The 25712-nt window shown below is 67.9% G+C and carries 25 protein-coding genes and 1 other RNA gene; 9 read left to right on the forward strand and 17 right to left on the reverse strand.

The window, feature by feature from the left end:
• Positions 1-6: 6 nt before the first annotated feature.
• The 5 genes from QPR87_RS09745 to QPR87_RS09765 are packed head-to-tail and all read right to left on the reverse strand — an operon-like array spanning position 7 to position 4374.
• Positions 7-1386, reverse strand: coding sequence for a glutamate--cysteine ligase (locus QPR87_RS09745; RefSeq protein ID WP_011749120.1), 1380 nt, complete (start codon positions 1384-1386; stop codon positions 7-9).
• A 49-nt stretch (positions 1387-1435) separates the two neighbouring features.
• Complete coding sequence (locus QPR87_RS09750; RefSeq protein ID WP_011749119.1) at positions 1436-1951, reverse strand: hypothetical protein; 516 nt, start codon at positions 1949-1951, stop codon at positions 1436-1438.
• On the reverse strand, positions 1948-2367 hold the full coding sequence (locus QPR87_RS09755) for a GNAT family N-acetyltransferase (RefSeq protein WP_285049405.1): 420 nt from the start codon (positions 2365-2367) through the stop codon (positions 1948-1950). The genes QPR87_RS09750 and QPR87_RS09755 overlap by 4 nt, the downstream gene beginning before the upstream one ends.
• Complete coding sequence (gene dapE / locus QPR87_RS09760) at positions 2364-3512, reverse strand: succinyl-diaminopimelate desuccinylase (protein ID WP_285049406.1); 1149 nt, start codon at positions 3510-3512, stop codon at positions 2364-2366. The genes QPR87_RS09755 and dapE overlap by 4 nt, the downstream gene beginning before the upstream one ends.
• A gap of 28 nt (positions 3513-3540) precedes the next feature.
• Positions 3541-4374: a sulfite exporter TauE/SafE family protein gene (locus QPR87_RS09765; RefSeq protein ID WP_241663491.1), complete on the reverse strand. Its 834-nt coding sequence runs from the start codon at positions 4372-4374 to the stop codon at positions 3541-3543.
• Between the two features lie 97 nt (positions 4375-4471).
• Here QPR87_RS09765 and QPR87_RS09770 point away from each other — a divergent pair, with 97 nt between their 5' ends.
• The 3 genes from QPR87_RS09770 to QPR87_RS09780 all read left to right on the forward strand — a co-directional run bounded on the left by QPR87_RS09770 (position 4472) and on the right by QPR87_RS09780 (position 7040).
• Positions 4472-6127, forward strand: a complete 1656-nt coding sequence (locus QPR87_RS09770; protein ID WP_104492701.1) for an acyl-CoA dehydrogenase family protein — start codon at positions 4472-4474, stop codon at positions 6125-6127.
• Positions 6128-6204: 77 nt separating this feature from the next.
• Positions 6205-6624: an META domain-containing protein gene (locus QPR87_RS09775; protein WP_285049408.1), complete on the forward strand. Its 420-nt coding sequence runs from the start codon at positions 6205-6207 to the stop codon at positions 6622-6624.
• 32 nt (positions 6625-6656) lie between these two features.
• Complete coding sequence (locus tag QPR87_RS09780; RefSeq protein WP_285049409.1) at positions 6657-7040, forward strand: META domain-containing protein; 384 nt, start codon at positions 6657-6659, stop codon at positions 7038-7040.
• Here QPR87_RS09780 and recO read toward each other — a convergent pair.
• Positions 7009-7737 carry a DNA repair protein RecO gene (gene recO / locus QPR87_RS09785; protein ID WP_285049410.1) on the reverse strand — a complete coding sequence of 243 codons (729 nt, stop codon included), beginning with the start codon at positions 7735-7737 and terminating at the stop codon, positions 7009-7011. The two genes, QPR87_RS09780 and recO, sit on opposite strands and share 32 nt — an antisense overlap.
• Positions 7738-7800: 63 nt before the next feature.
• On the opposite strand from recO, the gene QPR87_RS09790 reads away from it, so the two are divergent.
• A complete protein-coding gene (locus QPR87_RS09790; protein WP_285049412.1) occupies positions 7801-9576 on the forward strand; it encodes an adenine deaminase in 1776 nt (591 codons plus the stop codon).
• 33 nt (positions 9577-9609) lie between these two features.
• Here the strand turns inward: QPR87_RS09790 and recF are convergent, their stop codons facing one another.
• From recF to mutM, 6 genes are all read right to left on the reverse strand, one after another.
• Positions 9610-10686, reverse strand: a complete 1077-nt coding sequence (gene recF, locus QPR87_RS09795) for a DNA replication/repair protein RecF (protein ID WP_285049414.1) — start codon at positions 10684-10686, stop codon at positions 9610-9612.
• A complete protein-coding gene (dnaN, locus tag QPR87_RS09800) occupies positions 10683-11801 on the reverse strand; it encodes a DNA polymerase III subunit beta (protein WP_285049416.1) in 1119 nt (372 codons plus the stop codon). Before dnaN ends, recF begins: the two co-directional genes overlap by 4 nt.
• 91 nt (positions 11802-11892) lie before the next feature.
• Entirely contained in the window at positions 11893-13239 is a 1347-nt protein-coding gene (dnaA, locus tag QPR87_RS09805; protein WP_231000116.1) for a chromosomal replication initiator protein DnaA, read from the reverse strand.
• Positions 13240-13752: 513 nt separating this feature from the next.
• Positions 13753-14022, reverse strand: coding sequence for a 30S ribosomal protein S20 (rpsT, locus tag QPR87_RS09810; protein WP_011750739.1), 270 nt, complete (start codon positions 14020-14022; stop codon positions 13753-13755).
• A 153-nt stretch (positions 14023-14175) separates the two neighbouring features.
• Positions 14176-14952, reverse strand: a complete 777-nt coding sequence (locus QPR87_RS09815; RefSeq protein ID WP_011750738.1) for an enoyl-CoA hydratase — start codon at positions 14950-14952, stop codon at positions 14176-14178.
• Positions 14953-15059: 107 nt separating this feature from the next.
• Positions 15060-15905 carry a bifunctional DNA-formamidopyrimidine glycosylase/DNA-(apurinic or apyrimidinic site) lyase gene (gene mutM, locus QPR87_RS09820; RefSeq protein ID WP_285049418.1) on the reverse strand — a complete coding sequence of 282 codons (846 nt, stop codon included), beginning with the start codon at positions 15903-15905 and terminating at the stop codon, positions 15060-15062.
• 100 nt (positions 15906-16005) lie between these two features.
• Here mutM and ubiE point away from each other — a divergent pair, with 100 nt between their 5' ends.
• The 4 genes from ubiE to QPR87_RS09840 all read left to right on the forward strand — a co-directional run bounded on the left by ubiE (position 16006) and on the right by QPR87_RS09840 (position 21059).
• Positions 16006-16758: a bifunctional demethylmenaquinone methyltransferase/2-methoxy-6-polyprenyl-1,4-benzoquinol methylase UbiE gene (gene ubiE, locus QPR87_RS09825; protein WP_011750736.1), complete on the forward strand. Its 753-nt coding sequence runs from the start codon at positions 16006-16008 to the stop codon at positions 16756-16758.
• Between the two features lies 1 nt (position 16759).
• Positions 16760-18295 (forward strand): 2-polyprenylphenol 6-hydroxylase, encoded by a 1536-nt coding sequence (gene ubiB / locus QPR87_RS09830; RefSeq protein ID WP_285049419.1) that lies wholly within the window; start codon positions 16760-16762, stop codon positions 18293-18295.
• Between the two features lie 65 nt (positions 18296-18360).
• On the forward strand, positions 18361-19179 hold the full coding sequence (locus QPR87_RS09835) for a TIGR00282 family metallophosphoesterase (RefSeq protein WP_231000112.1): 819 nt from the start codon (positions 18361-18363) through the stop codon (positions 19177-19179).
• A gap of 101 nt (positions 19180-19280) precedes the next feature.
• The gene (locus tag QPR87_RS09840; RefSeq protein WP_011750733.1) at positions 19281-21059 is read left to right on the forward strand and encodes an SLC13 family permease; all 1779 of its coding nucleotides are present in this window, start codon (positions 19281-19283) and stop codon (positions 21057-21059) included.
• A 148-nt stretch (positions 21060-21207) separates the two neighbouring features.
• Here QPR87_RS09840 and olsA read toward each other — a convergent pair whose 3' ends face one another.
• The 3 genes from olsA to QPR87_RS09855 all read right to left on the reverse strand — a co-directional run bounded on the left by olsA (position 21208) and on the right by QPR87_RS09855 (position 23134).
• Positions 21208-22041, reverse strand: a complete 834-nt coding sequence (gene olsA, locus QPR87_RS09845; protein WP_231000111.1) for a lyso-ornithine lipid O-acyltransferase — start codon at positions 22039-22041, stop codon at positions 21208-21210.
• The gene (gene olsB / locus QPR87_RS09850; RefSeq protein WP_285049420.1) at positions 22038-22817 is read right to left on the reverse strand and encodes an L-ornithine N(alpha)-acyltransferase; all 780 of its coding nucleotides are present in this window, start codon (positions 22815-22817) and stop codon (positions 22038-22040) included. Before olsB ends, olsA begins: the two co-directional genes overlap by 4 nt.
• A gap of 137 nt (positions 22818-22954) precedes the next feature.
• Positions 22955-23134 carry a DUF3553 domain-containing protein gene (locus tag QPR87_RS09855; protein ID WP_011750730.1) on the reverse strand — a complete coding sequence of 60 codons (180 nt, stop codon included), beginning with the start codon at positions 23132-23134 and terminating at the stop codon, positions 22955-22957.
• Between the two features lie 40 nt (positions 23135-23174).
• Between QPR87_RS09855 and QPR87_RS09860 the strand changes: the two genes are divergently transcribed.
• Positions 23175-23831: a histidine phosphotransferase family protein gene (locus tag QPR87_RS09860; RefSeq protein ID WP_285049423.1), complete on the forward strand. Its 657-nt coding sequence runs from the start codon at positions 23175-23177 to the stop codon at positions 23829-23831.
• Between the two features lie 43 nt (positions 23832-23874).
• On the opposite strand, the gene QPR87_RS09865 is transcribed toward QPR87_RS09860, so the two are convergent.
• Both QPR87_RS09865 and ssrA read right to left on the reverse strand, forming a co-directional pair.
• Complete coding sequence (locus QPR87_RS09865) at positions 23875-25146, reverse strand: glutamate-5-semialdehyde dehydrogenase (RefSeq protein WP_285049424.1); 1272 nt, start codon at positions 25144-25146, stop codon at positions 23875-23877.
• Positions 25147-25215: 69 nt separating this feature from the next.
• Positions 25216-25569, reverse strand: a transfer-messenger RNA (tmRNA) gene (gene ssrA / locus QPR87_RS09870).
• Positions 25570-25712 lie beyond the last annotated feature (143 nt).

The raw sequence follows: 25712 nt of genomic DNA on the forward strand, positions 1-25712 counted from the left end.
CCTTGGTTAATAGGAATATTCGGCGTAGATGCGGCTGAGATCGCCTGCCCATTCGCCGTGGTATTTCCCCAGCAACTCGTCTGCGGGAACCTTGCCGGTCTCGACGCTTTCCTTCAGCGTGTTCAGGAAATGCGTCTCGTCCGGCACCAGCCCACCCGATCCGGTGCGGGCACGCGCCTTGAGCCCGGCTTCCGAAATCGCCAGCACCTCGCGCGCCAGGTCGCGCATCTTCGTGCCGTTCACCTCGGCATCCAGCGCCTTGAGCCCGGCGCCGCGCCGCCAGGACTCGCGCGTCTCGGCATCCCAGCCCTTGACCAGATCCCAGGCCGCATCCTGTGCCGCCTGGTCGTAAAGCAGCCCGACCCATAGCGCCGGCAGGGCGCAGAGCCGCCGCCAGGGACCGCCGTCCGCACCGCGCATCTCGATGAATTTCTTGACCCGCGCCTCGGGGAAAACCGTGGTCAGGTGGTCGGCCCAATCCGACAGGGTCGGGATTTCGCCCGGCAGCGCCGGCAAGCGGCCGTTCAGGAAATCGCGGAAGCTTTGTCCCAACGCGTCGATATACTTGCCGTCGCGATAGACGAAATACATCGGCACATCGAGGACGTAATCGACCCAACGCTCGTAGCCGAAGCCGTCCTCGAAGGCAAAGGGCAGCATGCCGGTGCGGGCCGCGTCGAGGTTCTGCCAGATATGCGCCCGCCAGCTTTTCCAGCCGTTCGGCTTGCCGTCGAGGAAGGGCGAATTGGCGAACAGCGCATTCGCCACCGGCTGCAGGGCCAGCGCCACGCGCAGCTTCTGCACCATGTCGGCTTCGCTGGCGAAGTCCAGGTTCACCTGCACCGTGCAGGTGCGATACATCATCTGCGTGCCCAGCGTGCCGACCCGACCCATGTAGTCGGTCATCAGCCGATAGCGGCCTTTCGGCATCATCGGCATCTGGTCCTGCGTCCAGATCGGCGCCGCGCCAAGGCCGATGAAGCCCGCACCCAGATCGTCGGCCACGGCCTTCACCTCGGCCAGATGGCTGTTCACCTCGTCGCAGGTCTGGTGGATGGTCTCCAGCGGTGCGCCGGAGAGTTCTAGCTGTCCGCCGGGCTCCAGGCTGACATTGGCGCCGTCGCGTTCCAGCCCGATGATATGGCCGGCCTCCAGCACCGGGGTCCAGCCGAAACGGGCCTGCAACCCCTCCAGCATGGCCTTGACCGAGGGCTGGCCGGCGGGCGCCTCATAGGGCAGGGGCATCAGGTCGGCATGGCGATAGCCGAATTTCTCGTGCTCGGTGCCGATCCGCCAGCTCTCGCGCGGTTTTTCACCCGAGGCGAGATATTCGGCCAGTTGTTCGGGACGTTCGATCGGGCCGCCGCCCTGTTGGGGAATGGACATCGGTGGCCTTTCATTTGCCTTGCCCGTCACAGGTGGCAAGGCGCGCGGCTCAAGTCAAGCGGGCGCGCGCCGGCCTCGTCCAAACGGTCTGGATCGTCGGCGCATCCGGCGCCAGCGCCGAGGCGAGGCGCCCCATCTCGATTCCCGGCAGCGTGGCGAAGGCGCCGGCCAAGTGCTCGGCCCCCGCCGCGTCGACCGGGATCAGCAGCGCCTGGCCATCGCCGCTTTTCAGCCGCCAGTGGCGGCGGCCGTTCAGTCGCATCAGCCGGATCTCGGCCAGTTCGCGCAGCGCGATCTCGCCGCCCAGCAGCCGGTTGGGGGAAAGATAGCGGATCGCGCCCTCGTCCAGCTCGACCATGCCGGGACCGAGCGTATCGTGGCGGAACCGCATCCGGCGCCGGGCGTCCAGCGCCCAAAGCGCCGAGGCCCCGGCGATGGTGGCGCCGATGGGCCACAGGATCCAGCCGCCCAGCGAAAATACCCACAGGCCGAAAGCGGTGGCGGCCAGCGCGATGCCGGTTTCGGCCCAGGGACGCAACTTTTCGGCCAGCTCCGGGCGGATCATCCCAGGTCCTGCGCCATGTCCCGATGCGGAATGCCGGCATCGTCGTATTCCGGGCCATAGGCGGCAAAGCCCAGCTTTTCGTAAAAGCCGATGGCATGGGTCTGGGCGCCCAGCTTGGCCCGCGTGACGCCGGGCAGGGCGCGCAGCTCGTCCAGCGCCGCACGGATCAGGGCGGCGCCCGCCCCGGTGCCGCGCGCGGATTTCAGCACCGCGACACGGCCGATCTTGCCGGTCGCGCCCTCGATCAGGATGCGGGCGGTGCCCACCGCCGCGCCGGTTGCGTCGCGGGCCAGCAGGTGGATGGCATCGCCGTCGCGGCCGTCCCATTCCTCGGCCTCGGGTACGGCTTGCTCGATGACGAAGACCTCGTGCCGGATGGCGCGGCAGGCCACAAGGTCGGCGGTTTTCTCGATCATGCGAAGTAACGCTCCAGGATGCGGCGATAGATGCGGGCAAGCTGGCGGACCTGGTCGGCCGGCACGCGTTCGTCGACCTGATGCATGAAATGCCCGACCAGCCCGAATTCAAGCACCGGGCAATGATCCTTGACGAAACGCGCATCCGAGGTGCCGCCCGAGGTCGAGAGCACAGGGTCCAGCCCCGTCTCCTCGCGCACTACGCCGGCGACCAGATCGACGAAGGGGCCGGGCGCGGTCAGGAAGCTTTCGCCCGACACATCGGTCGAGATGGCGAAGTCCACCCTGGTCTCGGCCGAGATCGCCGCCGCGCGGGCACGGATCATGCGGTCGAGGCTTTCGGACGTATGCGCGTCGTTGAAGCGGATGTTGATCACCGCACGCGCCCGTTCCGGGATCACGTTCGAGGCCGGGTTGCCGCAATCGACCGTCGTCACCTGCAATCCCGAGGGATCGAAATGCTCGGTCCCCTCGTCCAGCGGCGCGTCGGTCAGCTCGTGCAGCAGCCGCAGCAGCGCGTGGATCGGGTTGCGGGCCCGATGCGGATAGGCGGCGTGGCCCTGGATGCCGTGCGCCTCGATTTGCAAGGTCATCGATCCGCGGCGGCCGATCTTGATCATCTCGCCCATGCGGTCGGGGTTCGAGGGCTCGCCGACGATGCAGACATCCATCCGCTCGCCCCGCGCCGCCATCCAGTCGAGCAGCGCGCGGGTGCCGTGCTTGCCGGGCCCCTCCTCGTCGCCGGTGATGGCCAGGATCACCGCGCCGTCCGGCGGCGGGGTCTGGGTCACGAAGCCGATGGCGGCGGCGGCAAAGGCGGCGACGCCGGATTTCATGTCGGTGGCGCCGCGGCCCCAGATCCAGCCCTCGGCCTCGTGCCCGGAAAAGGGCGGGTGCGTCCAGCTGGCCGGATCGCCCGGCGGCACCACGTCGGTATGGCCGTTGAAGCCGAAGGTCCTGGCCCCCTGTGCCCCCCAGCGCGCGAACAGGTTCGGCACGCCCTCGCGGTCGACGCGGTGGCATTCGAAGCCCGCAGCGCCCAGCACATCGGCCAGCAAGACCAGCGCGCCGCCCTCGTCGGGCGTGACCGAGGCGCAGCGGATCAGCCTGGCGGTCAGTTGGGCGGGATCGGGGATCGGGGTCATGGCGGGCCTTTCGCTTTTGGTCCCCTGGTTACACCGCCGGACCCGCAAGCTCCAGCGCGCGGCGCAGCAGGTTGGCGCCGGTCAGCACCAGCAGGACCAGCGTCCAGCGCCGGAATTGCGCCACGTCCAGCCGGTCATGCGCCAGATAGCCCAGCCCCATGCCGATCAGCGCCGGGATCACCAGGATCGCGGAAAACGGCAGGGTCTGCGCGTTCAGCAGCCCCGATTGCAGGTGCGAGACGGTCAGCACCGCCGCACCCAGGAAGAACACCACGCCCTGGACCCGCATCTGCTCGGCCTTGGGGGCGTGCAGCGACAGCAGCAGCACCAGCAGCGGCGGCCCCCAGATGCCCGAGACGCCGCCGATCAGCCCGCCGACCACGCCGGTCGCGATCTCCATGCGCCGGCGGTGATGCACCGGCAGGACTAGGCTGCGGCCCAGGATCTGCCATAGCGCGAAGGCCGTGATCGGCAGGCCGATGATGGCATACATCAGCCATTGCGGCACCCGCGTGGCGAAGAAGGCGCTGACCGGGATGAACAGCATCACCATGCCGATATGCCAGCGATAGGCCCAGCTTGCCTGCCAGGCCGGACGCCAGCCGCCGCGCAGGGCCTGGCGGATGTTGGTCACCAGCACCGGCAGGATCACCGCCGCCACCGCCTGCTGCGCGGTCAGGAAGGACCCCAGCGCCGCCAGCATGATCATCGGCATGGCGAATCCGATGGCGCCCTTCACGAAGCCGGAGAACAGGGTGATCGCGATGGCGGTCCAGAAATGAAAGGGGTCGAGGCCAAACATGGGCGCAGGGTGATGCGCCGCGCCGCCCGCGGCAAGGGGGCGGTTGCTGAAAATTTTCAAGACATTTTAGTTCGCAATGGCGCCGTCCTGCGCATGATAGTTGCGCTGCGATTGCAATGACGCTAGTCATGCTGCAACGCCGCATAAGGATTCTGCCATGAAGGACATGCCCGCGATGCCAGCCGATACGCCTTCCGCCCTGCTTGCGCTTGCCGGCGAGGCCCTGCCGGAGCTCGAATCCCTGCAATCCCGCGCGACCGAGGCGTTGCGCGCGCTGGTGGCCCCCGCCGGCAAGCCGCAGCCCGCGCTGCTGGAACAGCACCAGCACGCCGCCCATGCCCTGTCCTGGCTGACCACCTATGTCGAATCGATCCGGCAGCTGAGCGGATGGGCCGGGCGGCTGGCCGAGGCGGGCAACCTGGGCCGGATCGAGGCGCTGATCCTGCAGATCGGCCTGGGCGAATACCTGGGCCAGATCGCCGGCGGCATCCCGATGAGCCAGACGGAATTCGCCCGCCTCTCGGACCTGGAGCTGGACTGGCAGCCGGGCGAGGCGGCGGCCAAGCTGATGCGCGGCAATACCGCGCCGGCGCGGGCCGAGCTTGCGCGGCTGATGCAGGACAATCACGGCCGGGCCACCTTCGGCGCCACCGGGCTGGACGAGGATCTGGAGATGATCCGCGACCAGTTCCGCCGCTATGCCGAAGAGCGGGTGATCCCCAACGCCCATGAATGGCACCTCAAGGACCAGCTGATCCCGATGGAGATCATCGAGGAACTGGCGGAACTGGGCGTTTTCGGCCTGACCATTCCCGAGGAGTTCGGGGGGCTGGGCCTCTCGAAAGCCTCGATGGTGGTCGTCACCGAGGAACTGTCGCGCGGCTATATCGGCGTGGGCTCGCTGGGCACCCGCAGCGAGATCGCGGCCGAGCTTATCCTCTGCGGCGGCACCGAGGCGCAGAAGGCGAAATGGCTGCCGGGCCTCGCCTCGGGCGAGATCCTCTCGACGGCGGTCTTTACCGAGCCGAATACCGGCAGCGACCTGGGCAGCCTGCGCACCCGCGCGGTGCGCGACGGCGAGGATTGGGTCGTCACCGGCAACAAGACCTGGATCACCCATGCGCAGCGCACCCATGTGATGACGCTGCTTGCGCGCACCGATCCCGAGACCACCGACTGGCGCGGCCTGTCGATGTTCCTGGCGGAAAAAGAGCCTGGCACCGACGACGATCCCTTCCCGACCCCCGGCATGACCGGCGGCGAGATCGAGGTGCTGGGCTATCGCGGCATGAAGGAATACGAGCTGGGCTTCGACGGTTTCCGTATCAAGGGCGAGAACCTGTTGGGCGGCGAGCCCGGCCGCGGCTTCAAGCAGTTGATGGAGACCTTCGAATCGGCGCGCATCCAGACCGCCGCCCGCGCCGTCGGCGTAGCGCAATCGGCGGCCGAGATCGGCATGCGCTATGCCATCGACCGCAAGCAGTTCGGCAAATCGCTGATCGAATTCCCGCGCGTCGCCGACAAGCTGGCGATGATGGCGGTCGAGATCATGATCGCCCGGCAGCTGACCTATTTCAGCGCCTGGGAAAAGGACCACGGCCGGCGCTGCGACCTGGAAGCGGGGATGGCCAAGCTGCTGGGCGCCCGCGTCGCCTGGGCGGCGGCGGACAATGCGCTTCAAATCCACGGCGGCAACGGCTTTGCGCTGGAATACGCCATCAGCCGCGTGCTTTGCGACGCGCGCATCCTCAACATCTTCGAGGGCGCGGCCGAGATCCAGGCCCAGGTTATTGCACGCAGGCTACTGGACTAGGATGAAATGCCGGCCCCTGCTGGACAGCGGGGGCCGTTAGGGCATTATGGCGGCAACATGACATAACGGAGCTGCCCATGACCCGCATCCCGATGATTTCCGCGGCTATTGCCGCCACGCTTGGCCTTGCCGCCTGCGAGCCGGCTTCGCCTCCCGTGCCCGGCTCGACCATTCCGACCGGCCCCTATGTGCTGGTGGGCATCGGTTCCGACACCGTGCCGCAGCGCAATGTCGGCATGACCATCGGGGCGGACGGCTCGATCTCGGGCCGGGCGCCCTGCAACACCTACTCGGCAAGCCAGAGCGCCGAGCCGCCGGCCTTTGCGCTGGGGTCGCTGACCCGGACGGAAATGGCCTGCAGCGGCCTGGCCGGACGGCTGGAATCGCGTTATTTCCAGGCGCTTTCGGCCGCCAACGGCATCACCTTCGAGGGTGGCGTCCTGACCATCAAGGGACCGACCTACCTGACCTATGAGCCGGGCTACCGCAAGGAATGACCGTGCGGCGGCTTGCCGGAAGGAGATGAGCGATGCGGAAACTGATTCTCGCCCTGACCCTGGGGCTTGCCGCCTGCGGCGCCGAATCGGATGAGACGGCGCAGATTGCCGGCGAATACACGCTGATCGCGGTGGAGGGGGGCGAGGTCGCGGGCCAGCCCACCCTGCGCATCGCCGAGGATGGCGCGGTTTCGGGGCAGGGGCCATGCAACCTGTTCACCGGCCAGAATCGTGCCGCATTGCCGGCGCTGGATCTGGGCGCGCTGGCCACGACCCGCCGCGCCTGCCTGCAAGAGGGCGGCGAGCACGCCTTTTTCCAGGCGCTCGGCGCGGTGCGCGAGGCAAGGCGCGAAGGTGACGAGCTGGTGATGACCGGCCCCGATGTCACCATCCGCTGGCGTGCCGCGACGCAGTAAGCCGGGCGACCAGCCGTGCGCGGGCCGGGGGCAGGGGTTTGCCCGCATGCGCCTCGGCCAGCCGCACCTGCAGGAAATGGCCGGTCAGGGCCAGCGCGTCCTCGATGCCGCCATTGCCGCGCCCGCCCAGCATGGCGGGCAGCGGCAAGAGCCTTGGCGCCCATTCCCCCGCCGCCTGGGCCGAAACCGCCCGGCCCGAGCGTGGGCTGACATAGGCCAGCCCCTCGCGCGCCCCCGTCACCGCGCAACTCGTCAGATCAAGGCCGAAGCCCAACTCGTCGAGCAGCCGCATCTCCCAATGCAGATAGGCCTCGGCCCAACCCTCGCCCGCGTCCATCAGGTCCAGCAGCGCCTCGGTCGCGTCGGCCAGGCGGGGATGCGGGTCGCGTTCGGGCAGGGCAAAGGTCAAAAGCGCGGTGACCGCATTCACCCCGGCCAGCGCATCGCCGCTGCCTAGAAGCCCCGGCCGCGCCCGCGCCGGCTCGGCCGCGAAGGTGCCCAGTTGCTCCTCCAGCCGCGCCCGCCAGCGCAGGCTGACCCGGTTGCCGGGTTGCAGCACCGCGGCGCGCTTGGCGCTGGCGCCGCCTGGCACCAGGCCGCGGATCAGCCCCGTCTCGCGCGACAGCACGGTCAGGATCACGGCGCTTTCCCCGTGCCTTTGCAATGCCATCACGCTGGCCTCGCCGCTCCATTCCATCGCGCCGCCTTTCCTTTCGCGCCACCCTGCCGCAATCTGGGGGCAATGAACAAGGAGACAGGCATGTTGAAACCGTGGATCGAGGCCCAGGCCCGGCTGGTCGAGGTGGCGGCGGGGGGCGCGCCGGCCGATCTGGTGATCCGGGGCGGGCAATGGGTCAATGTCCACACGCGCGAGGTGATCCCCGGCATGGATGTCGCCGTGGCCGATGGCCGCGTGGCCTATGTCGGCCCCGATGCCGGACCCTCGGTCGGCCCCGGGACGCAGGTGATCAAGGCCGATGGCCGCTTCATGGTGCCCGGCCTGATCGACGCGCATATGCATGTCGAATCGGGGATGCTGACGCCGGCCGGCTTTGCCGCCGCGGTGATCCCGCACGGCACCACGACGATCTTCCACGACCCGCACGAGATCGCCAATGTGCTGGGGCTTGAGGGCGTGCGGCTGATGCGGGACGAATCGCTGCTGCAACCGATCAGCATGTTCACCCAGATGCCCAGCTGCGCGCCCTCGGCCCCCGGCCTGGAAACCACCGGCCAGCCGATCACCGAGGGCGAGGTGGCGCAGGCCATGGGTTGGGACGGCATCGTGGGCCTGGGCGAGATGATGAATTTCCCCGGCGTCGCCTCGGGCGACCGGCAGATGCTGGCCGAGATCGCCGCCACCCGTGCTGCCGGCAAGACGGTGGGCGGCCATTACGCCAGTCCCGATCTGGGACGGCCCTTCCACGCCTATGTGGCGGGCGGCGCCAATGACGACCACGAAACCACGACCGAGGCGCAGGGCATCGCCCGCGTGCGGCAGGGCATGGGTTGCATGATGCGGCTGGGCTCGGCCTGGTACGATGTCGAAAGCCAGATCACCGCGATCACCGAAAAGGGGCTCGACCCGCGCTTTTTCATCCTGTGTACCGACGACAGCCATTCCGGCACCCTGGTCAATGACGGGCACATGAACCGGGTGGTGCGCCATGCCATCGATTGCGGCTGCGATCCGCTGGTGGTGATCCAGATGGCAACGATCAACGCCGCCAGCCATTTCAGGCTGGAGCGCGAGCTGGGCAGCATCACCCCGGGACGGCGGGCGGACGTGATCCTGACCTCGGACCTGTGCAGCCTGCCCATCGAGACGGTGGTCGCCCAAGGCGCGGTGGTCGCCGAAACCGGCAAGCTGCTGGTCGACTGCCCGCGCATCGCCTGGCCCGAGGCGGCGCGCGATTCGGTGCATCTGGGGCGCAGCCTGACCGGCGCGGATTTCGCCGTGCGGGCCACGGGTGACAGCGCGCGCGTCCGCGTCATCGGCGTGGTCGAGAACCAGGCGCCGACCCGCGCGCTCACGGCCCAGCTGCCGATCCGCGACGGCGTGATCGAGCCGCAGGGCGAGACCTGCCATATCGCGCTGGTCGAACGGCATCGCGGCACGGGCGGCGTGGTGAACGGCTTTGTCTCGGGCTTTGGCTACCAGGGCCGGATGGCGGTGGCCTCGACCGTGGCGCATGACAGCCACCACATGATCGTCGTCGGCACCGACCGCGACAGCATGGCGGCGGCGGCGAACCACCTGGGCCGGATCGGCGGCGGCGTCACCGTGTTCCGCGACAGCGAGGAACTGGCGACGGTGGCGCTGCCCATCGCCGGGCTGATGTCCGACCGTCCCGCCGCCGAGGTGGCCGAGGCCGCGCAAGGCATCGTCAAGGCCATGCAGGATTGCGGCTGCACGCTCAACAACGCCTATATGCAGCATTCGCTGCTGGCGCTGGTGGTGATCCCCGAGCTGCGGATCTCGGACCTCGGCATCGTCGACGTGACCCGCTTCGAACTGGTGGACCTGATGGTCTAGCCTTCGCGCGACCGGCAGGCGTCTTTCCGTTTCTCAAATACCCATGATGTGCGAGGCCTCGGCCTCGCGCACCACCGCCAGAAATTGCGCCCGGCCGCGCAGCGCCTCGAACAGTTCCGGCCCGGTACCGGTCAGCCAGGCCTGGGCGCGAAGCGCACAGATCTCGTCGTAAAGCGCTGCGCGGCGGTCGGCATCCAGATGCGCCGCCACCTCGTCGAGCAGCAGCACCGGGCTTTCCTCGGCCAGCGCCCGGGCATTGGCGAGGATCAGCGACAAGAGCAGCGCCTTTTGCTCGCCGGTTGAGGAAAGCGCGGCGGGCATCGCCTGCGGCCCCCAATGCGCGCCCAGATCGGCGCGATGCGGGCCGGTCAGGGTGCGGCCGGCCGCCATGTCGCGGCCGCGGCCTTCGGCCAGCCGGGCGGCGATGCTCTCGGCGTCGGGATCGTCGGCCGAACCTTCGCCCGGCAACAGCGTCAGGCTGGCCGAGGGGAAGGCGGTCCCGGCCCCTTCCTGCGCCGCCATGATCCGGGCGATGGCGTCCAGGCGGTTGCGCGTCAGCGCCGCGCCCGTCTCGGCCATCTGTGCCTCCAGCGCGCGATACCAGCCGGCGTCGCGGACCTCGTCGCGCAGCAGCCGGTTGCGTTCGCGCATGGCCTTTTCGTAACCCAGCGCGTCCTCGGCATGGCCCGGCGTGAAGCTCAGCGTCACCCGGTCCAGGAATCGCCGCCGCTGTTCCGGGGCATCGGTCCACAGCCGGTCCATGGCGGGCGTCAGCCAGATCACCCGCATCAGCCGGCCAAGCGCGATCTGGGTCGAGGGCTTTTCGTCGATCACCACCTCGCGCGGCTGGCCGGGCAGCGCGCGGGTCAGCACCTGATGGGTGCCGATCTGGGCCCGGATCTGCCAGCCGACCTCCGGCCCCTTGCGGGCCTGGTCGCCGGGTGCGGCGCCGCGCATGCCCCGGCCGGGCGACAGCATCGAGACGGCTTCCAGGATATTGGTCTTGCCCGCCCCGTTCGGGCCATGGATGGCGACGGGGCGGTGGTCGGCCTCGATCTCCAGCCTGGCCCAGCTGCGGAACTGGGTCAGGTGCAACAGGCTCAGCGTCACACGCGCATCGGCATGACGACATAGACCGCGCTGGTGTCGCCGCCCTCGCGGATCAGCGCCGCGTCGCCCGAGCCGTTGAACAGGAAGACCGCGTTCTCGCGCTCGATCTGGCTGGCGATCTCGTGCAGGTATTTGGCGTTGAAGCCGATCTCCAGCGGCTCGTCGGCATAGGCGACCGGCAGTTCCTCATCCGCCGCGCCGGCATCGGGGGCATTGACCGACAGGACCAGCCGATCCTCGTCCAGCGACAGCTTGACGGCGCGCGAGCGTTCGCTGCTGACGGTGGCCACCCGGTCGACCGCCTTGGCGAAATCGCCGGCATCGACCTCCAGCTTGCGGGCATTGCCCGAGGGGATGACCCGGCTGTAATCGGGGAAGGTGCCGTCGATCACCTTCGAGGTCAGCGTGATCGTCGGCGTGGCGAAGCGCACCTTGGTCTCGCTGACCGAGACCGCGATCTCGGCCTCGTCATCGTCCAGCAGCTTGCGCAGCTCGGCCACGGTCTTGCGCGGCACGATCACCCCCGGCATGTCCTCGGCGCCCGCCGGCAGCGGGGCGTCGATTCGGGCCAGCCGGTGGCCGTCGGTCGCCACGCAGCGCAGGCTGGGGCCGTCCTCGGTCTGCGCGACATGCATATAGACGCCGTTGAGATAATAGCGGGTCTCTTCGTTCGAGATGGCGAATTTCGACTTGTCGAACAGCCGCCGCAGCACCGCGGCGGGGGCCGAGAAATTCGCGCCGTATTCCGACGAGGACATGACCGGGAAATCCTCGCGCGGCAGCGTGGCGAGGCTGAAGTTCGAGCGCCCGGCCTGCACGGAAAGCCGCCCCGAGGCGGCATCCAGGCTAAGCTGCACCAGCGCGCCGTCCGGCAGCTTGCGGGCGATGTCGTTCAGCATCCCGGCCGAGACGGTGGTGGCGCCGGGCCGCTCGACCTGCGCCGGCGCGCGGTCCACGATCTCGGTATCCAGGTCGGTGGCGCGGAAGCTGACGCCCTCGGGCGCGGCCTCGATCAGCACGTTGGCAAGGATCGGGATGGTGTTGCGGCGTTCGACCACGGACTGGGCCTGGGATACGGCTTTCACCAGATCGGCACGTTCGATCGAGAATTTCATGGTCAACCCTTATGTCGTTCCGGCCTCGTCTCGCACCCGCCTCGCGGGGCGCCAATGTGGCATAATCCCGCGCAAGGTCAAGCGGATGCGTTCAGGCCTCCAGCAGGCGGCGCAGCAGGTCGATATCCTCGGAGAGGCTGCGATCCGAGCCGCGCAGTTCTTCGATCTTCTTCACGCCATGCATGATGGTGGTGTGATCGCGGCCGCCGAAGCGGCGCCCGATCTCGGGCAGGCTGCGCGAGGTCATCTGCTTGGCCAGGTACATGGCGATCTGTCGCGGCCGGGCGACGGTGCGCACGCGCTTGGGTCCGATCATGTCGGCCAGGCGGATATTGTAATGCTCGGCCACCTTCCGCTGGATCTCCTCGATCGAGACCTTGCGGTCGTTGGCGCGCAGGATGTCGGCCAGGCATTCCTGGGTCATGTCCAGCGTGATCTCGCGCCCCATCAGGCTGGCAAAGGCGAAGAGCCGCTGCAGCGCGCCTTCCAGCACCCGGACATTCGAGGTGATGCGATGGGCCAGGAATTCCAGCACCCCGGGCGCGATCAGCAGGCCCGGATATTGCGCGCGGAAACTGTCGGTCTTGCTTTGCAGGATGCCCAGGCGCAGTTCGTAATCGGTCGGATGCAGGTCCACGACCAGGCCGCATTGCAGGCGCGACTTGATACGCTCTTCCATGTCCTTGATTTCGCCCGGCGCGCGGTCGGCCGAGATGACGATCTGCTTGCCCTGATCGACCAGCGTGTTGAAAGTGTGGAAGAATTCCTCCTGCGTGGAATCCTTGCCGGCGATGAACTGCACGTCATCGACCATCAGCACAGAGACGGTGCGGAACAGTTCCTTGAAATCCATCACGGTGCGGTCGCGCAGCGCCTGGACGAAGCGATACATGAACTGCTCGGCCGAAAGATACAGCACGCGCGCCTCGGGCTGGCGGATCTGGATCTCGCGGGCGATGGCGTGCATCAGGTGGGTCTTGCCCAGCCCGACCCCGCCGTAAAGGAACAGCGGGTTGAAGGTCACCGGCCCGCCCTCGGCCACGCGGCGGGCGGCGGCGTGGGCCAGCTCGTTCGGCTTGCCGACCACGAAATTCTCGAAGGTGAAGCGGCTGTCCAGCGGTGCCGCCAGCTCTTCCTCGCCAGAGGCGCGCGAGAGCGCGGGGCGCTTGACGACGGGTGCCGCAGCCTGGCGGGCGGTCTGGCTGCGGGTCTCGAAGCTCAGGCGCTGCACGGGGCCGCCCATGCGGTCCAGCACCTTGAGGATGTCGTCGCTGTAATGGCGCGAGACCCAGTCGGACAAGAAGCGGGTCGGGCAGGCGATGGTGGCGGTGCCGTCCGCAACGCCGGTCAGGCGAAGGGGCTCGATCCAGGTCGAGAAACTGTCGGTTCCGACGATCTTCTGAAGTTCTTCACGCGCCTGCCCCCAAAGTCTGTCCATCTCGCCCAATTCCGTCTCTTTTCCCCACATGCCGCCGGGATTTTCCGGCGTGAGGCGATTCGGATGCCGCAGCCTGAACGACAGCAGTTTCGGCAACAGAAGACCCCCGCCGCCCAAGGCGACGTGTGGGCCGTCTTGCGGCCGAAACTTGCAGACACGCGGCGCAGGCCGGTGGCAGCCGGCTTGCGCTTCATCGGTAGCGGACCCCTGTTCTGATCCAGCTGCCACCCCGCCTGTCGGCGGCAGAGCCGACGGTTCAGAGCATGTCCCCCAGGCGCGACGGTGAATCGCAGGGAACAAGCTAGCAAGAACCGCAGCCGGCCAGCAACCGATCTTCGTGCTTGACAGTCACTTTGCCGGATCGAATCTGGCAACTTCGCGACGGCTGCGTGACAATGCCGGAAAGGCGGGAAAACCAAGGAAAAACCGGCACTTCCCCATGCGAAAGGGCGCGCCTGGATAGAGCGCGCCCCTGATAAGTTCTACCGGCAGTTGCTAAAATGCCGCAGCAGCTCAGGCGGTGGCCAGCGCCTTAACCCGGGCCGAAAGGCGCGACATCTTGCGCGCGGCGGTGTTCTTGTGGATGACGCCCTTGGTCACGCCGCGCATCAGTTCGGGCTGGGCGCTGTTCAGGGCTTCGCGGGCGATCTCGGCATTGCCGCTGGCGATGGCTTCCTCGACCTTGCGCAGGAAGGTGCGGATGCGCGAGCGGCGGGCCTTGTTGACGGCGGTGCGGCGCTCGAGCTGGCGGGCGCGTTTTTTCGACTGGGGCGTATTGGCCATGGGTGCGGTCCTATCTGTTCTTCATATCTCGGTTGCGCAAAAGCCCATGGCGCCGTCTGGGAACGGACGGTCATGATTCTTGCCTTTAAGCGGGCCCACACGCATGTAAGCCCGGGCCTATACAGCGATCCGGGCCGGATGCCAAGCGCGAAATCAGCGGTCGCGGAATTGCGGCTCGCGCTTTTCCAGAAAGGCGGCCATGCCCTCTTTCTGGTCCTCGGTCCCGAACAGCGCCTGGAAGCTGCGGCGCTCGAACAGGATGCCCTCGCGCAGCGTGGTCTCATAGGCGCGGTTCACCGCCTCCTTGGCGGCCATGACGGCGATCTGGCCCTTTTCGGCGATCTTCTTCGCCGCCGCCAGCGCTTCGGGGATCAGCTTGGCGGCCGGCACGACCCGGCTGACCAGGCCCGAGCGCTCGGCCTCGGCCGCATCCATGAAGCGGCCGGTCAGGTGCATCTCCATCGACTTGGACTTGCCGACAAAGCGGGTCAGGCGCTGGGTGCCGCCGATGCCGGCGATGACGCCCAGATTGATCTCGGGCTGGCCGAACTTGGCGTTGTCGGCGCAAAGGATGAAGTCGCAGGCCATGGCCAGCTCGCATCCCCCGCCAAGCGCATAGCCCGCGACCGCGGCGATGATCGGCTTGCGCGTCGCGGTGATGCGGTCGATCTCGGCGCCGAACAGGTCGTCGGTATAGACGTCGACGAAGCTCTTGGCCGACATCTCCTTGATGTCGGCGCCGGCGGCAAAGGCTTTTTCGCTGCCGGTCAGCACGATGCAGCGGACCTTTTCGTTCCGGTCGGCATCGGCCAGCGCATCGCCCAGCTCGCTCAGCAGCTGCGAGTTCAGTGCATTCAGCGCCTCGGGCCGGTTCAGCCGGATCAGCGCGATATAGTCGTCGATCTCGACGGTGAGGGTCTGGTAGGCCATCGACTCCTGCCTTTCGCAAACAAGCTGACCGCGACTCGTAACAAATGCGCGAGGCCAAGGCCAGCGCCTGCCGATATCACCGGCTCAGGCGTGGGGAAGGAGCCCCTTCACTGCTGGCAGAGCGGGCAGAAAAAGCTCGACCGCCCGGACTGCACGATGCGCTGGACCGTGCCCGTGCAGCCCGGCGTCGGGCAAGGCGCGCCCTCGCGGCCATAGACGCGGAAGGAGTGCTGGAAATAGCCCAGCTCTCCGGTCGCCTGCCGGTGGTCGCGCAGGCTGGAGCCCCCGGCCGCGATCGCCTCTTCCAGAACGGCGCGGACATGGCCGACCAGCGCCGCCACCTCGGGGGCGGTGACCGCGCCGGCCAGGCGGCGCGGGTCGATGCCGGCGCGATAGAGCGCCTCGGAGACGTAGATATTGCCCAGCCCCGCCACGATTCGCTGGTCGAGCAGCGCTGCCTTGACCGGCATGCGCCGCCCGGCGAAGGCGGCTGCCAGAGCCTTGGCAGTGAAGGCGTCCGACAGCGGCTCGGGCCCCAGATGCGCCAGCAGCGGATGCTCGGCCCCCGGCGGCACCAGATCGACCATGCCGAATCGCCGCGCGTCGTTGAAGGTGATGCGCGTGCCCTGGTCGTTCCACAGCACCACATGGTCGTGGCGCGGCAGGATCGCCGGGTCGCGGTGGAAATCGCCCTGGCTTTCCCCCTCGATCAGCATCCGCCCCGACATGCCCAGATGCAGAAGCAGGCTGCCGCGATCCTCCAGCTCGGCCAGGATGTATTTCGAGCGCCGCCGCAGGGCGACGACCCGCGCGCCGGTCAGCACCTGCACCAGATCGGGCGGCAGGGGCCAGCGCAGGTCGGGGCGGCGGGCTTCGGCGCGGGCGATCACCCGGCCTTCGAGATGCGGCTGAAGGCCGCGTCGGACGGTTTCGACCTCTGGCAGTTCTGGCATTTTCTTCCCGTTCGTCGCATGGTGCGGCCCGCGTCCCCAGCTATGGCGCGCGGCGCGCTTTCGGACTATCTGGGCGCGAAACGACGGATGGACAAGCGACATGACCCCAGACGAGCCAAAGGAAACCCATTTCGGCTTTCGCACCGTGGCCGAGAAGGACAAGGCCGGGCTGGTCCATGGCGTCTTCTCGCGCGTGGCCTCGCGCTATGACGTGATGAACGACCTGATGAGCGGGGGCGTCCATCGCATCTGGAAAACCGCGATGATGGACTGGCTGGCGCCGCGGGACGGCCAGCATCTGCTGGATGTGGCCGGCGGCACCGGCGACATCGCCTTTCGCTTCCTGGACCGCGCGCCGGGCGCCCGCGTCACCGTCTGCGACATGACCGAGTCGATGCTGGTCGAGGGCCGCAAGCGCGCCGAGGCCGGCAAGCAGGCCGACCGCCTTGCCTGGGTCACCGGCGATGCGATGGCCCTGCCCTTCGCCGACGACAGCTTCGACCGCTACACGATCAGCTTCGGCATCCGCAACGTCACCCGCATCCCCGATGCGCTGGCCGAGGCGCGGCGCGTGCTGCGTCCCGGCGGCCGGCTGATGGTGCTGGAGTTCAGCCAGATGCCGGTGCCGATGCTGCAATGGCTTTACGACCGCTACAGCTTCAACGTGATCCCGGTCATGGGCCAGATCGTCGCGAACGACCGTGACAGCTATCAATATCTGGTCGAATCGATCCGCAAGTTCCCCGACCAGGAAACCTTTGCCACCATGATCCGCGAGGCGGGCTTCGGCCGCGTGCAATGGCGCAACCTGTCCATGGGCATTGCCGCGCTGCATTCGGGCTGGAAGCTGTAGGATGCGCGGTCCCCACAACATCTGGCGCCTGATCCGCACCGGCGCCACATTCGAGCGCACGGGCGCGATGAAAGCGGCGCTGGACGCGGTGAACGCGCCCGCCCGCATCCGCATCGCGGCGCGCATCCTGGGCTGGCCCTTCGCCTGGCTGGGCTACAAGGGCGACCCGGCCCTGCCGCCCGTCACCCGCGCCATCACCGCGCTGGGCCCGGCCTATGTGAAATTCGGCCAGATCCTCTCGACCCGGCCCGATGTGGTGGGGGTGGAACTGGCCAACCAGCTTTCCATGCTGCAGGACCGGCTGCCGCCCTTTTCGCAGGAACAGGCCCGCCGCACCGTTGCCGCCGAGCTGGGACGCCCGGTCGAGACGCTGTTCAGCGAATTTTCCGAACCCGTGGCCGCGGCCTCGATCGCGCAGGTTCATCGTGCGCGGCGCATCGACAACGGCCGCGAGGTCGCGGTCAAGGTGCTGCGCCCGGGCATCGAATCCGCCTTTCGCCGCGACATCGACGCCTTCCATTTCGCCGCCGGCATGATCGAGCGGCTGTCGCCCTCGACCCGGCGCCTGCGGCCCCGCGACGTGGTCAGCCATTTCGAATCGGTGGTCACGGGAGAGCTGGACCTGCGGCTGGAGGCTGCCTCGGCCTCGGAATTCGCCGAGAACACGGGGGGCGACGAGGGCATGGCGGTGCCCGCACCCTATTGGCACCTCAGCGCCCGGCGCGTGCTGACCACCGACTGGGCCGAGGGCGTGCCCATGGGCGATGTCGCGGCGCTGCGGGCTGCGGGGCACGACCTGCCCGAGATCGGCGCGCGGGTGTTGCAGCTTTTCCTGCGCCATGCGTTGCGCGACGGCTATTTCCACGCGGACATGCACCAGGGCAACCTGAAGGTGGCCCGCAACGGCGATATCGTCATCTACGATTTCGGCATCATGGGCGAGATCGACGAATATACCCGCCGCGTCTATGCCGAGATCCTGATGGGCTTCATCCGCCGCGATTACGAACGCGTCGCCCGGGTGCATTTCGAGGCGGGCTACGTCCCCCGCGACCGCGACATCCAGGAATTCGCCCGTGCCCTGCGCGCGGTGGGCGAGCCGATCTTCGGCGCCGATGCCAGCCGCATCTCGATGGCCAATCTGCTGGCCTATCTGTTCGAGGTGACGGAACGCTTCGGCATGGCCACGCGGACCGAGCTGATCCTGCTGCAGCGCACCATGGTGGTGGTCGAGGGCGTGGCGCGCTCGCTGGACCCGCAGATCAACATGTGGCAGGTCGCCCGGCCCGTCGTCGAAAGCTATATTCGCGACAACCTGGGTCCCCATGCCGCGGCGCGCGACCTGATCCGCGCGGCGCAGGTTCTGGGCCGCTTCGCGCCGCTGCTGCCGGAGTTCCTGGAGCGCCGCATGCCCGAGCTGCTGCGCGAACCCCCGCCCCCGCCCGAGCCGCGCCCAAACCGCGGCCTTGCCGCCGGCATGGCGCTGGGCGCCGTCGTCGCGCTGGCGGGCGCGGCGCTGGGCGCATGGCTGGGATAGGGCCGCCCGCGCCATCCTGCCTGTCGGGGCTTGAGCGCGCCCCGGCTTTCGCCTAACGCTGGCCCATGCGGATTCTGTATCTTGGCGATGTGATGGGGCGCGCGGGCCGGCGCGCGATTGCGGAAGGGCTCGGCCCGCTCAAGGAACGGCTGGGCGTCGACTTCACCATCGTGAACGGCGAAAACGCCTCGGGTGGCATGGGGCTGACCGGCGGCCATGCCAAGCTGCTCCTCGATGCGGGGGCCGATTGCCTCACGCTGGGCGACCATGCCTTCGACCAGAAGGAGATGCTGTCCTTCATCGAGGCCGAGCCGCGCATCATCCGGCCGCTGAACTATTCCAAGGTGGCGCCCGGCCGCGGCGCGCGTGTCTTCGAGGCGACGCGCGGCCGCAAGGTGCTGGTCGCGCAGGTCCTGGGCCAGGTCTTCATGAAGCGGCCCTTCGACGATCCGTTCTCGGCCATCGACGCGGTGCTCAAGACGCACCCGCTGGGCGGGCTGGTGCAGGCCAGCGTGGTGGACATCCATGCCGAGGCGACCAGCGAAAAGATGGCCATGGGCCATTGGTGCGACGGCCGCGCCAGTCTGGTCGTGGGCACCCATACCCATGTGCCGACCGCCGATGCGATGATCCTGAACCGCGGCACCGCCTATCAGACCGATGCGGGCATGTGCGGCGACTACGACAGCGTGATCGGCATGGAAAAGGCCGAGCCGCTGCGCCGCTTCCTGACCGGCATGGCCTCGGAGCGCTTTACCCCGGCCGAGGGCGAGGCGACGCTGTCGGGCGTGCTGGTCACCACCGACGACCGCAGCGGCAAGGCGGTTTCGGTCGAGCCGCTGCGCCAGGGCGGCAGGCTGGCCGGAACGCAGCTTCCCGCCTGAGCCGGCATGGTTCTTGTGCTTTTTGTTTGCGGCTGCGGGGAAAATAATTCTATTACCCACCGAAAGGGCCGTGATTTATCGGCGCTACGGGACGGGACTTGATGCTGGGCTTTGAACTGACCGGAACCAATGCGGCGATCGCGATGCTGCTCATCGTGGTCGTCATGTTCATCGAGTTCATTCGCGAAAAGCGCCCGCCCGAGGTGGTGGCCATCGGCACCGCCGCCGTGATGATGGTGCTGGGCCTCTTGCCGATCAAGGACGCCGCCGGCGTGCTGTCGAACTCGGCGCCCTGGACCATCGCCTTCATGTTCCTGATCATGGGCGGGCTGATGCGCACCGGCGCGCTGGAAATCATGTCGCGGCTCGTCACCATGCGGGCGGCGAGCCATCCGCGTTTCACCATCGGCGCGCTGTTCCTGTTCGTGATCGTGGCCTCGGCGATCATGAACAATACGCCGGTGGTGGCGGTGATGATCCCGATCTTCATCCAGCTGGCGCTGCGGCTGGGGCTCTCGCCGTCGAAGCTGCTGATGCCGCTGAGCTATTTCACCATCCTGGGCGGGATGATGACGTTGATCGGCACCTCGACCAACCTGCTGGTGGACGGCGTGGCGCGCGAGCAGGGCATGGCGCCCTTCACCATCTTCGAGATCGCCCCGGTCGGTGTCGCCATCACGCTTGCCGGCGTCCTCTATTTCGCGCTCCTGGGCAAGCGATTGCTGCCCGATCGCACCTCGCTGGCGGGCTTTCTCGGCACCCGGCGCGAGATGAAATATTTCACCGAGGTCGCCATCCCCGAGGATTCCAGCCTGGTCGGCCAGCCGGTCCTGACGGCGCCGATCTTCAAGCGCGATGCAGTGCGGGTGATCGACGTGCTGCGCGGCGATGCCTCGCTGCGGCGCAACCTGGCCGAGGTGGTGCTGGAGCCGGGCGACCGGGTCGTGCTGCGCTCGGAAATGGCCGACCTGCTGGAAATGCAGTCCAACAAGAACTTCCAGATGGTGGACAAGCTGAGCTCGGTCGCCACCGAGACGGTCGAGGTGCTTATTTCGCCGGGTGCGCGGCTGGTCGGGCGGCGGCTTGGCGACATGCGCCTGCGCCGGCGCTATGGCGTCTACGTTCTGGCCGCGCATCGCCGCAGCCAGAACATCGGCCGCCAACTCGACGATCTGGTGGTGCAGGTCGGCGACACGCTGCTGCTGGAAGGCGCGCCCGAGGATATCGGGCGGCTCGCCGCCGACATGGAGCTGGTCGATGTCTCGCGCCCCTCGGCCCGGCCGTTCCGGCGCGAGCGCGCGCCGATTGCGATCCTGTCTCTTTTGGCGGTGGTGTCGCTGGCGGCTCTGGACGTCGCGCCGATCATGGCGCTGTCCTTTCTCGCGGCGGCGATGGTCCTGATCACCCGCTGCGTCGATGCAGAGGAGGCCTTCGCGTTTGTCGACGCCCGGCTGATGGCGATGATCTTCGCCATGCTGGCGGTGGGCGAGGCGCTGGAGCATACCGGAACGGTCACTCTGGTGGTGGATGCGGTGGCCCCGCATCTTGCCGGCCTGCCGCCCTTTGCGACGCTAATCGCGGTCTATTTCCTTGGCCTGGTCATGACCGAGGTGTTGTCGAACAATGCCGTCGCGGTGCTTTTGACGCCGGTGGCCATCGCACTGGCGAAATCGCTGGGCCACGATCCCCGCGCCTATGTCGTGGCGGTGATGTTCTCGGCCACGGTCGCCTTCGCCACGCCCATCGGCTATCAGACCCACCTGATGGTCTATGGCCCCGGCGGCTACAGGTTCAGCGACTTCGTCAAGGTCGGCGTGCCCCTGGACATCATCTGCGGCATCGTCGCCTGCCTGACCATCCCGCTGTTCTGGCCGCTGTGAAATATCCGGGTCCGGCTGGACCTGCGTCGCCGCTGCATGGGTATTTGCAAAACGGAAAGAAGTGGGCGGGGCGTCTCGTGCTTTCCGTTTCCCAAATACCCTGCCGACCTCGTGACAGGCGGCGTGCGCGCCGGCTATGCGGCAGAGTTCAACTTGCCGCGAACCCTTCGCGGACGGCCGCCTCGGCCTTGGCGGCGAGCGTCTTGCGCGTCTCGCCCACGACCGGGATCTCCGGCATCAGCCGCACGATGACGAATCCCTGGCGGGGCTGGGCCAGAACCGCCAGCAAATGCGGCCCCAGGTCCATGTCGCCCCACCAGCCGTAGAAGCGCGGATCGCGGCCCTTCGGCGCGTGGTAATGTGCGCTCATCGGCTGGATCGCCAGCCCTTCGGGCAGGGCGGGGTCGAGGAAGCCCTGGAACAGCGTCGGCTTGAAGGGCAGCACGCGGCGTCCGTCGCTGCTGGTGCCTTCGGGGAAGAACAGCAGGCGATGGCCCGCCCGGGTGCGGGCGGCGAATTCCTCGGCCTGGGCGCGGGCGAGCCGGGGGTCGCGGGCGACGAAATGCGTGTCGGTGACGCGGGTCAGGATGTTGATGCCCGGCCAGCCCGCGACTTCGGATTTCGAGACGAAGAACACTGGCATCGCCGCGTTCAGCACGAAGATGTCGAGCCAGCTGGAATGGTTGGCCACCACCGCGCCGGGGCCGCGCATCGGCTGGCCGATGCAGCGCCATCGCAGCCCCATGATCCACAGGCAGAGGCGGCAGACGCCCTGCACCCAGGGTCCGGTGACGGGCCGGCGCGAGCCGGAGAACAGCCGTTCGGCCAGACGCAGCGGCAGGATCAGCAGGACGCCGAGCGCCAGCACCAGGACGATCCCGCCGCCGCGCAGCAGGACCAGCAGCCAGCCGAGCGCGCCGGGACGCGGAATGGCCGGCGGCGCGACCGCGTCCCGCCAGGTGGCGCGGTTACCCTCGCTCATTGCCCCTGCCGGGTTTCGTAGAACTTGCGGTGCTTTTCCGACATGGCCTTGGTGTCGACCATCAGGAAGACGTCGGTGGTGTTGAAAGCGCGGTCCAGCCAGGCGCCTTCGCCGACCATGCCGCCCAGCCGCAGGTAGGCCTTGATCAGCGCCGGCATTCCGGTCATCGCGGCGCGGCGGTCCAGTTGCTCGGCCGGGATCAGGTCCATGCGGCGAAAGCCGTCGGGCCGGGCGCGGGGCCGGATCGCCGCGGGTGCTAGGTGGTGATGGTGCAGCCAGCTGAGCGGCTGTGCCAGCGCCTGCACGTCGGTGCCGTGGAACGAAGCGACGCCGAACAGGATCTCGATGCCGCGCGCCAGAACGTAATCGGCCAGTGCGTTCCACATCAGGAACATGCCCGAGCCGCCGCGATAGGCCGGGTCGACGCAGGACCGGCCCAATTCCAGGAGCGACCGCCCCGAGGCGCGCAGCGGCGCCAGGCCATATTCGCTGTCGCAATAGAAGCGGCCGAACGCCTCGGCCCGCTCGCCCGGCAGCAGGCGATAGACGCCGACCACATGGTCCAGGTCATCGCGCGAGCGGCGGTTGTCCACCAGCACCAGATGATCGACGACCGGGTCGAACTCGTCCCGCTCGAACCGGCCCTGATGGTCGACCAGCAGGCCGTCACCGCCCAGCTCCTCGACGAAGACGCGATAGCGCAGGCGCTGCGCGGCCAGAAGGTCGACTTCGTCCGTGGCAAGACGGGTCGCGAAATAGGACGTCTCTGGCGTCATCTTACGGCCTGGAACCCTGACTGATGGTATTTGGTCCCGTGTCTAGGCGGGGGAAGGGGACATTGCAACCGCTCGCGAATCCGGCGATGCAAGGGCGATTGACACACCTAAAAGTTGAATTACTCTGCCTTGATCGCTTAAAAGGGGTCGGTTGTGACCAGTTCAAGATCGATATGTCTGCCGTTCACGACCTGCTTGCCGGCATTGGTGAAATTGATGGTGATCCGGTCCCCGATGCGCGACTGGACCTGTCCGGTGCCCCATTCAGGCGCGCCGGGATGGCGCACGATCATGCCGGGTTCCAGGATTTCATTCATCTCACGCCCTTTCCTGAGGCATCATGCAGGCTAACCTTCCATGAACGATCTGACAATCCACTGCCCGCCCGAACCCCCCGGCGCCATCGCGCCCGAGCGCCTGGCGGCGCTGGTCGGTTCGCGGCTTTGCCATGACATCGTCTCGCCCCTGGGCGCGATCGGCAACGGGTTGGAGCTCTTGCAGCTTTCCGGCGCCTGGCCCGGCATCGACGCCAGTCCCGAGATGCAGCTGATCGCCGAAAGCGTCGAGGCGGCGCGGGCGCGGGTGCGCTGGTTCCGCGTGGCCTTCGGTCATGCCGCGCCGGACCAGCGGCTGAGCATGGCCGAACTGGCCGCGCTGTTTGCCGATGTCGAGAAAGGCGGGCGCATCCGCCTGCGGCTGGAAGCCGAGGGCGACCTGCCGCGCCCCGAGGCGCGCATGATCCTGCTGGCGCTGATGTGTCTTGAGACTGCGATGCCCTGGGGCGGCAGCGTGCTGGTCTGCCGGGGCGCCAGCGGCTGGCGGCTGGTGGCGGAATGCAGCAGGACCAAGCCCGACCCGGCGCTATGGTGCTGGCTGGATGCCGCCCCCGGGCGCGAGCGGCCCGAAGCGGGCGCCTCCGAGGTGCATTTCCCACTGCTCGCCGGCTTCGCCCTTGCCGCAGGCCGACCGCTGGCATGGGAGCTGGACGGGACCGGCGGCGAGATCGCGTTCTGAGGCTCGGATCCCGCCGGGTTTCGCCGCCCGGGCCTTGGTCCGATCAGGGCCGGATGGTGCCGTCGCCGGTGACCAGATACTTGAAGCTGGTCAGCTGCTCGGCACCGACCGGCCCGCGCGCATGCATCTTGCCGGTGGCGATGCCGATCTCGGCGCCCATGCCGAACTCGCCGCCATCGGCGAATTGCGTCGAGGCATTGCGCATCAGGATGGCGCTGTCGAGCCCGCTGAAGAAGCGCTCGGCCGTGGCGTCGTTTTCGGTCAGGATCGATTCGGTATGGCCCGAGCCATGGCGGCGGATATGGGCGATCGCCTCTTCGACGCCATCGACCAGCTTGACGGCGATGATCTTGTCCAGGAACTCCTGCCCGAAATCCGAGGGCTCGGCCGGCACGGTGCCCGGCACCTTGGCAAGCTCGCCCTCGGCCCGCACCTCGACGCCTGCGTCCAGCAGGTCCTGGACCAGCACGGGACCGTGTTTCGTATAGAACTGCCAGTCGATCAGCAGGCATTCGGCGGCGCCGCAGATGCCGGTGCGCCGCGTCTTGGCGTTCAGAACCACGCGGCGGGCCTTGTCCAGGTCGGCGTCGCGGTCGGCATAGACGTGGCAGATGCCTTCCAGATGGGCAAAGACCGGCACGCGGGCCTCTTTCTGCACCAGCCCGACCAGCCCCTTGCCGCCCCGCGGCACGATCACGTCGATATAGTCCTGCGCGCGCAGCATGGCGGCGACCGCCTCTCGGTCGCGGGTCGGCACCATCTGGATCGCCGTCTCGGGCAGGCCGGCCTGCTTCAGCCCGGTGACCAGCGCCCGATGGATCGCGGCCGAGCTGTTCAGGCTTTCCGAGCCGCCGCGCAGGATCACCGCATTGCCGGCCTTCAGCGCCAGCGCGGCCGCATCGGCGGTGACGTTCGGCCGGCTTTCGTAGACCACGCCGATCACGCCCAGGGGCGTGGCCACGCGCCGGATGTTCAGCCCGTTCGGCCGATCCCATTCGGCCAGCACCTTGCCGACCGGGTCCGCCTGCGCCGCGACCGAACGCAGCCCCTCGGCCATGGCGCGGATGCGCGCGGTATCGAGCTTCAGCCGGTCCAGCATGGCGGGCGAAAGGCCCTTTTCCTCGGCGTAATGCATGTCCTCGGCATTGGCGTCGAGGATGGCATCCTCGGTCCCGAGGATCGCATCGGCGGCGCCGATCAGGGCGGCATGCTTGCGCTCGGCGCTCGTCTCGGCCAGCACGGCTGCGGCGGCGCGGGCCTTTTGCCCCAGATCCGCGATCAGCGCATCGGCATCGGAAGAGGTCAGGTCTTTCATGGCAGCATTCCCTTGCATGACGCCTGAGATAGGCCCGGGCGCGCCGAAAAACCAGATGGAAAGGGGGAAGGTGCAGGATTCTGTTGCCAGGCTCCTGCGGGCCCCGCCTTACGCTGCTAGGCGGAAGGGCTTAAGTTTCGGTTACCCGAGCTGCTTACGCAGCCAGAGCCACCGGAGCACGGTTGTCGTTGGCAACTGTACATTTTGCACCGATGACGGTGGTAGCTCACCGAGACAAAGCAAACAGCTTTAGACGTTCGTCGATCCTGTTTCGGCCCCATGTGCCCCCAACGAGGGATTCTGGTGGAGCCGCCGGGTACCGCCCCCGGGTCCGATCCGCTTATTACCTGCGCGTTTATGTCCATAGTCCGGGCGAACCCGAACCCCACGAATATAGGCGCCGCCGTTTCGGCATGCAAGGGAGGGGAACGCCGTTCCCCTCTTGTCCCGCTGCGCGGGCCAATTCACCCCATGGAGTATTTGGAAAACGGAGAAAACCGGGATGCGCCGCCCGGCCTTCTTCGTTCCTCAAATACTCATGCGGCCGTTCCACCGGCGAAACGCCC

The organism is Paracoccus sp. SSJ (assembly GCF_030234105.1).
In the GTDB taxonomy this organism is placed as follows: Bacteria; Pseudomonadota; Alphaproteobacteria; order Rhodobacterales; family Rhodobacteraceae; genus Paracoccus; species Paracoccus denitrificans.

Bases quoted from the DNA above. Each gene is read 5' to 3' on its own strand.
- QPR87_RS09745 (WP_011749120.1), bottom strand. From the start codon at position 1,386: ATGTCCATTCCCCAACAGGGCGGCGGCCCGATCGAACGTCCCGAACAA.
- QPR87_RS09750 (WP_011749119.1), bottom strand. From the start codon at position 1,951: ATGATCCGCCCGGAGCTGGCCGAAAAGTTGCGTCCCTGGGCCGAAACC.
- QPR87_RS09755 (WP_285049405.1), bottom strand. From the start codon at position 2,367: ATGATCGAGAAAACCGCCGACCTTGTGGCCTGCCGCGCCATCCGGCAC.
- dapE (WP_285049406.1), bottom strand. From the start codon at position 3,512: ATGACCCCGATCCCCGATCCCGCCCAACTGACCGCCAGGCTGATCCGC.
- QPR87_RS09770 (WP_104492701.1), top strand. From the start codon at position 4,472: ATGAAGGACATGCCCGCGATGCCAGCCGATACGCCTTCCGCCCTGCTT.
- QPR87_RS09775 (WP_285049408.1), top strand. From the start codon at position 6,205: ATGACCCGCATCCCGATGATTTCCGCGGCTATTGCCGCCACGCTTGGC.
- QPR87_RS09780 (WP_285049409.1), top strand. From the start codon at position 6,657: ATGCGGAAACTGATTCTCGCCCTGACCCTGGGGCTTGCCGCCTGCGGC.
- recO (WP_285049410.1), bottom strand. From the start codon at position 7,737: ATGGAATGGAGCGGCGAGGCCAGCGTGATGGCATTGCAAAGGCACGGG.
- QPR87_RS09790 (WP_285049412.1), top strand. From the start codon at position 7,801: ATGTTGAAACCGTGGATCGAGGCCCAGGCCCGGCTGGTCGAGGTGGCG.
- dnaN (WP_285049416.1), bottom strand. From the start codon at position 11,801: ATGAAATTCTCGATCGAACGTGCCGATCTGGTGAAAGCCGTATCCCAG.
- dnaA (WP_231000116.1), bottom strand. From the start codon at position 13,239: ATGGACAGACTTTGGGGGCAGGCGCGTGAAGAACTTCAGAAGATCGTC.
- rpsT (WP_011750739.1), bottom strand. From the start codon at position 14,022: ATGGCCAATACGCCCCAGTCGAAAAAACGCGCCCGCCAGCTCGAGCGC.
- QPR87_RS09815 (WP_011750738.1), bottom strand. From the start codon at position 14,952: ATGGCCTACCAGACCCTCACCGTCGAGATCGACGACTATATCGCGCTG.
- mutM (WP_285049418.1), bottom strand. From the start codon at position 15,905: ATGCCAGAACTGCCAGAGGTCGAAACCGTCCGACGCGGCCTTCAGCCG.
- ubiE (WP_011750736.1), top strand. From the start codon at position 16,006: ATGACCCCAGACGAGCCAAAGGAAACCCATTTCGGCTTTCGCACCGTG.
- ubiB (WP_285049419.1), top strand. From the start codon at position 16,760: ATGCGCGGTCCCCACAACATCTGGCGCCTGATCCGCACCGGCGCCACA.
- QPR87_RS09835 (WP_231000112.1), top strand. From the start codon at position 18,361: ATGCGGATTCTGTATCTTGGCGATGTGATGGGGCGCGCGGGCCGGCGC.
- QPR87_RS09840 (WP_011750733.1), top strand. From the start codon at position 19,281: ATGCTGGGCTTTGAACTGACCGGAACCAATGCGGCGATCGCGATGCTG.
- olsA (WP_231000111.1), bottom strand. From the start codon at position 22,041: ATGAGCGAGGGTAACCGCGCCACCTGGCGGGACGCGGTCGCGCCGCCG.
- olsB (WP_285049420.1), bottom strand. From the start codon at position 22,817: ATGACGCCAGAGACGTCCTATTTCGCGACCCGTCTTGCCACGGACGAA.
- QPR87_RS09855 (WP_011750730.1), bottom strand. From the start codon at position 23,134: ATGAATGAAATCCTGGAACCCGGCATGATCGTGCGCCATCCCGGCGCG.
- QPR87_RS09860 (WP_285049423.1), top strand. From the start codon at position 23,175: ATGAACGATCTGACAATCCACTGCCCGCCCGAACCCCCCGGCGCCATC.
- QPR87_RS09865 (WP_285049424.1), bottom strand. From the start codon at position 25,146: ATGAAAGACCTGACCTCTTCCGATGCCGATGCGCTGATCGCGGATCTG.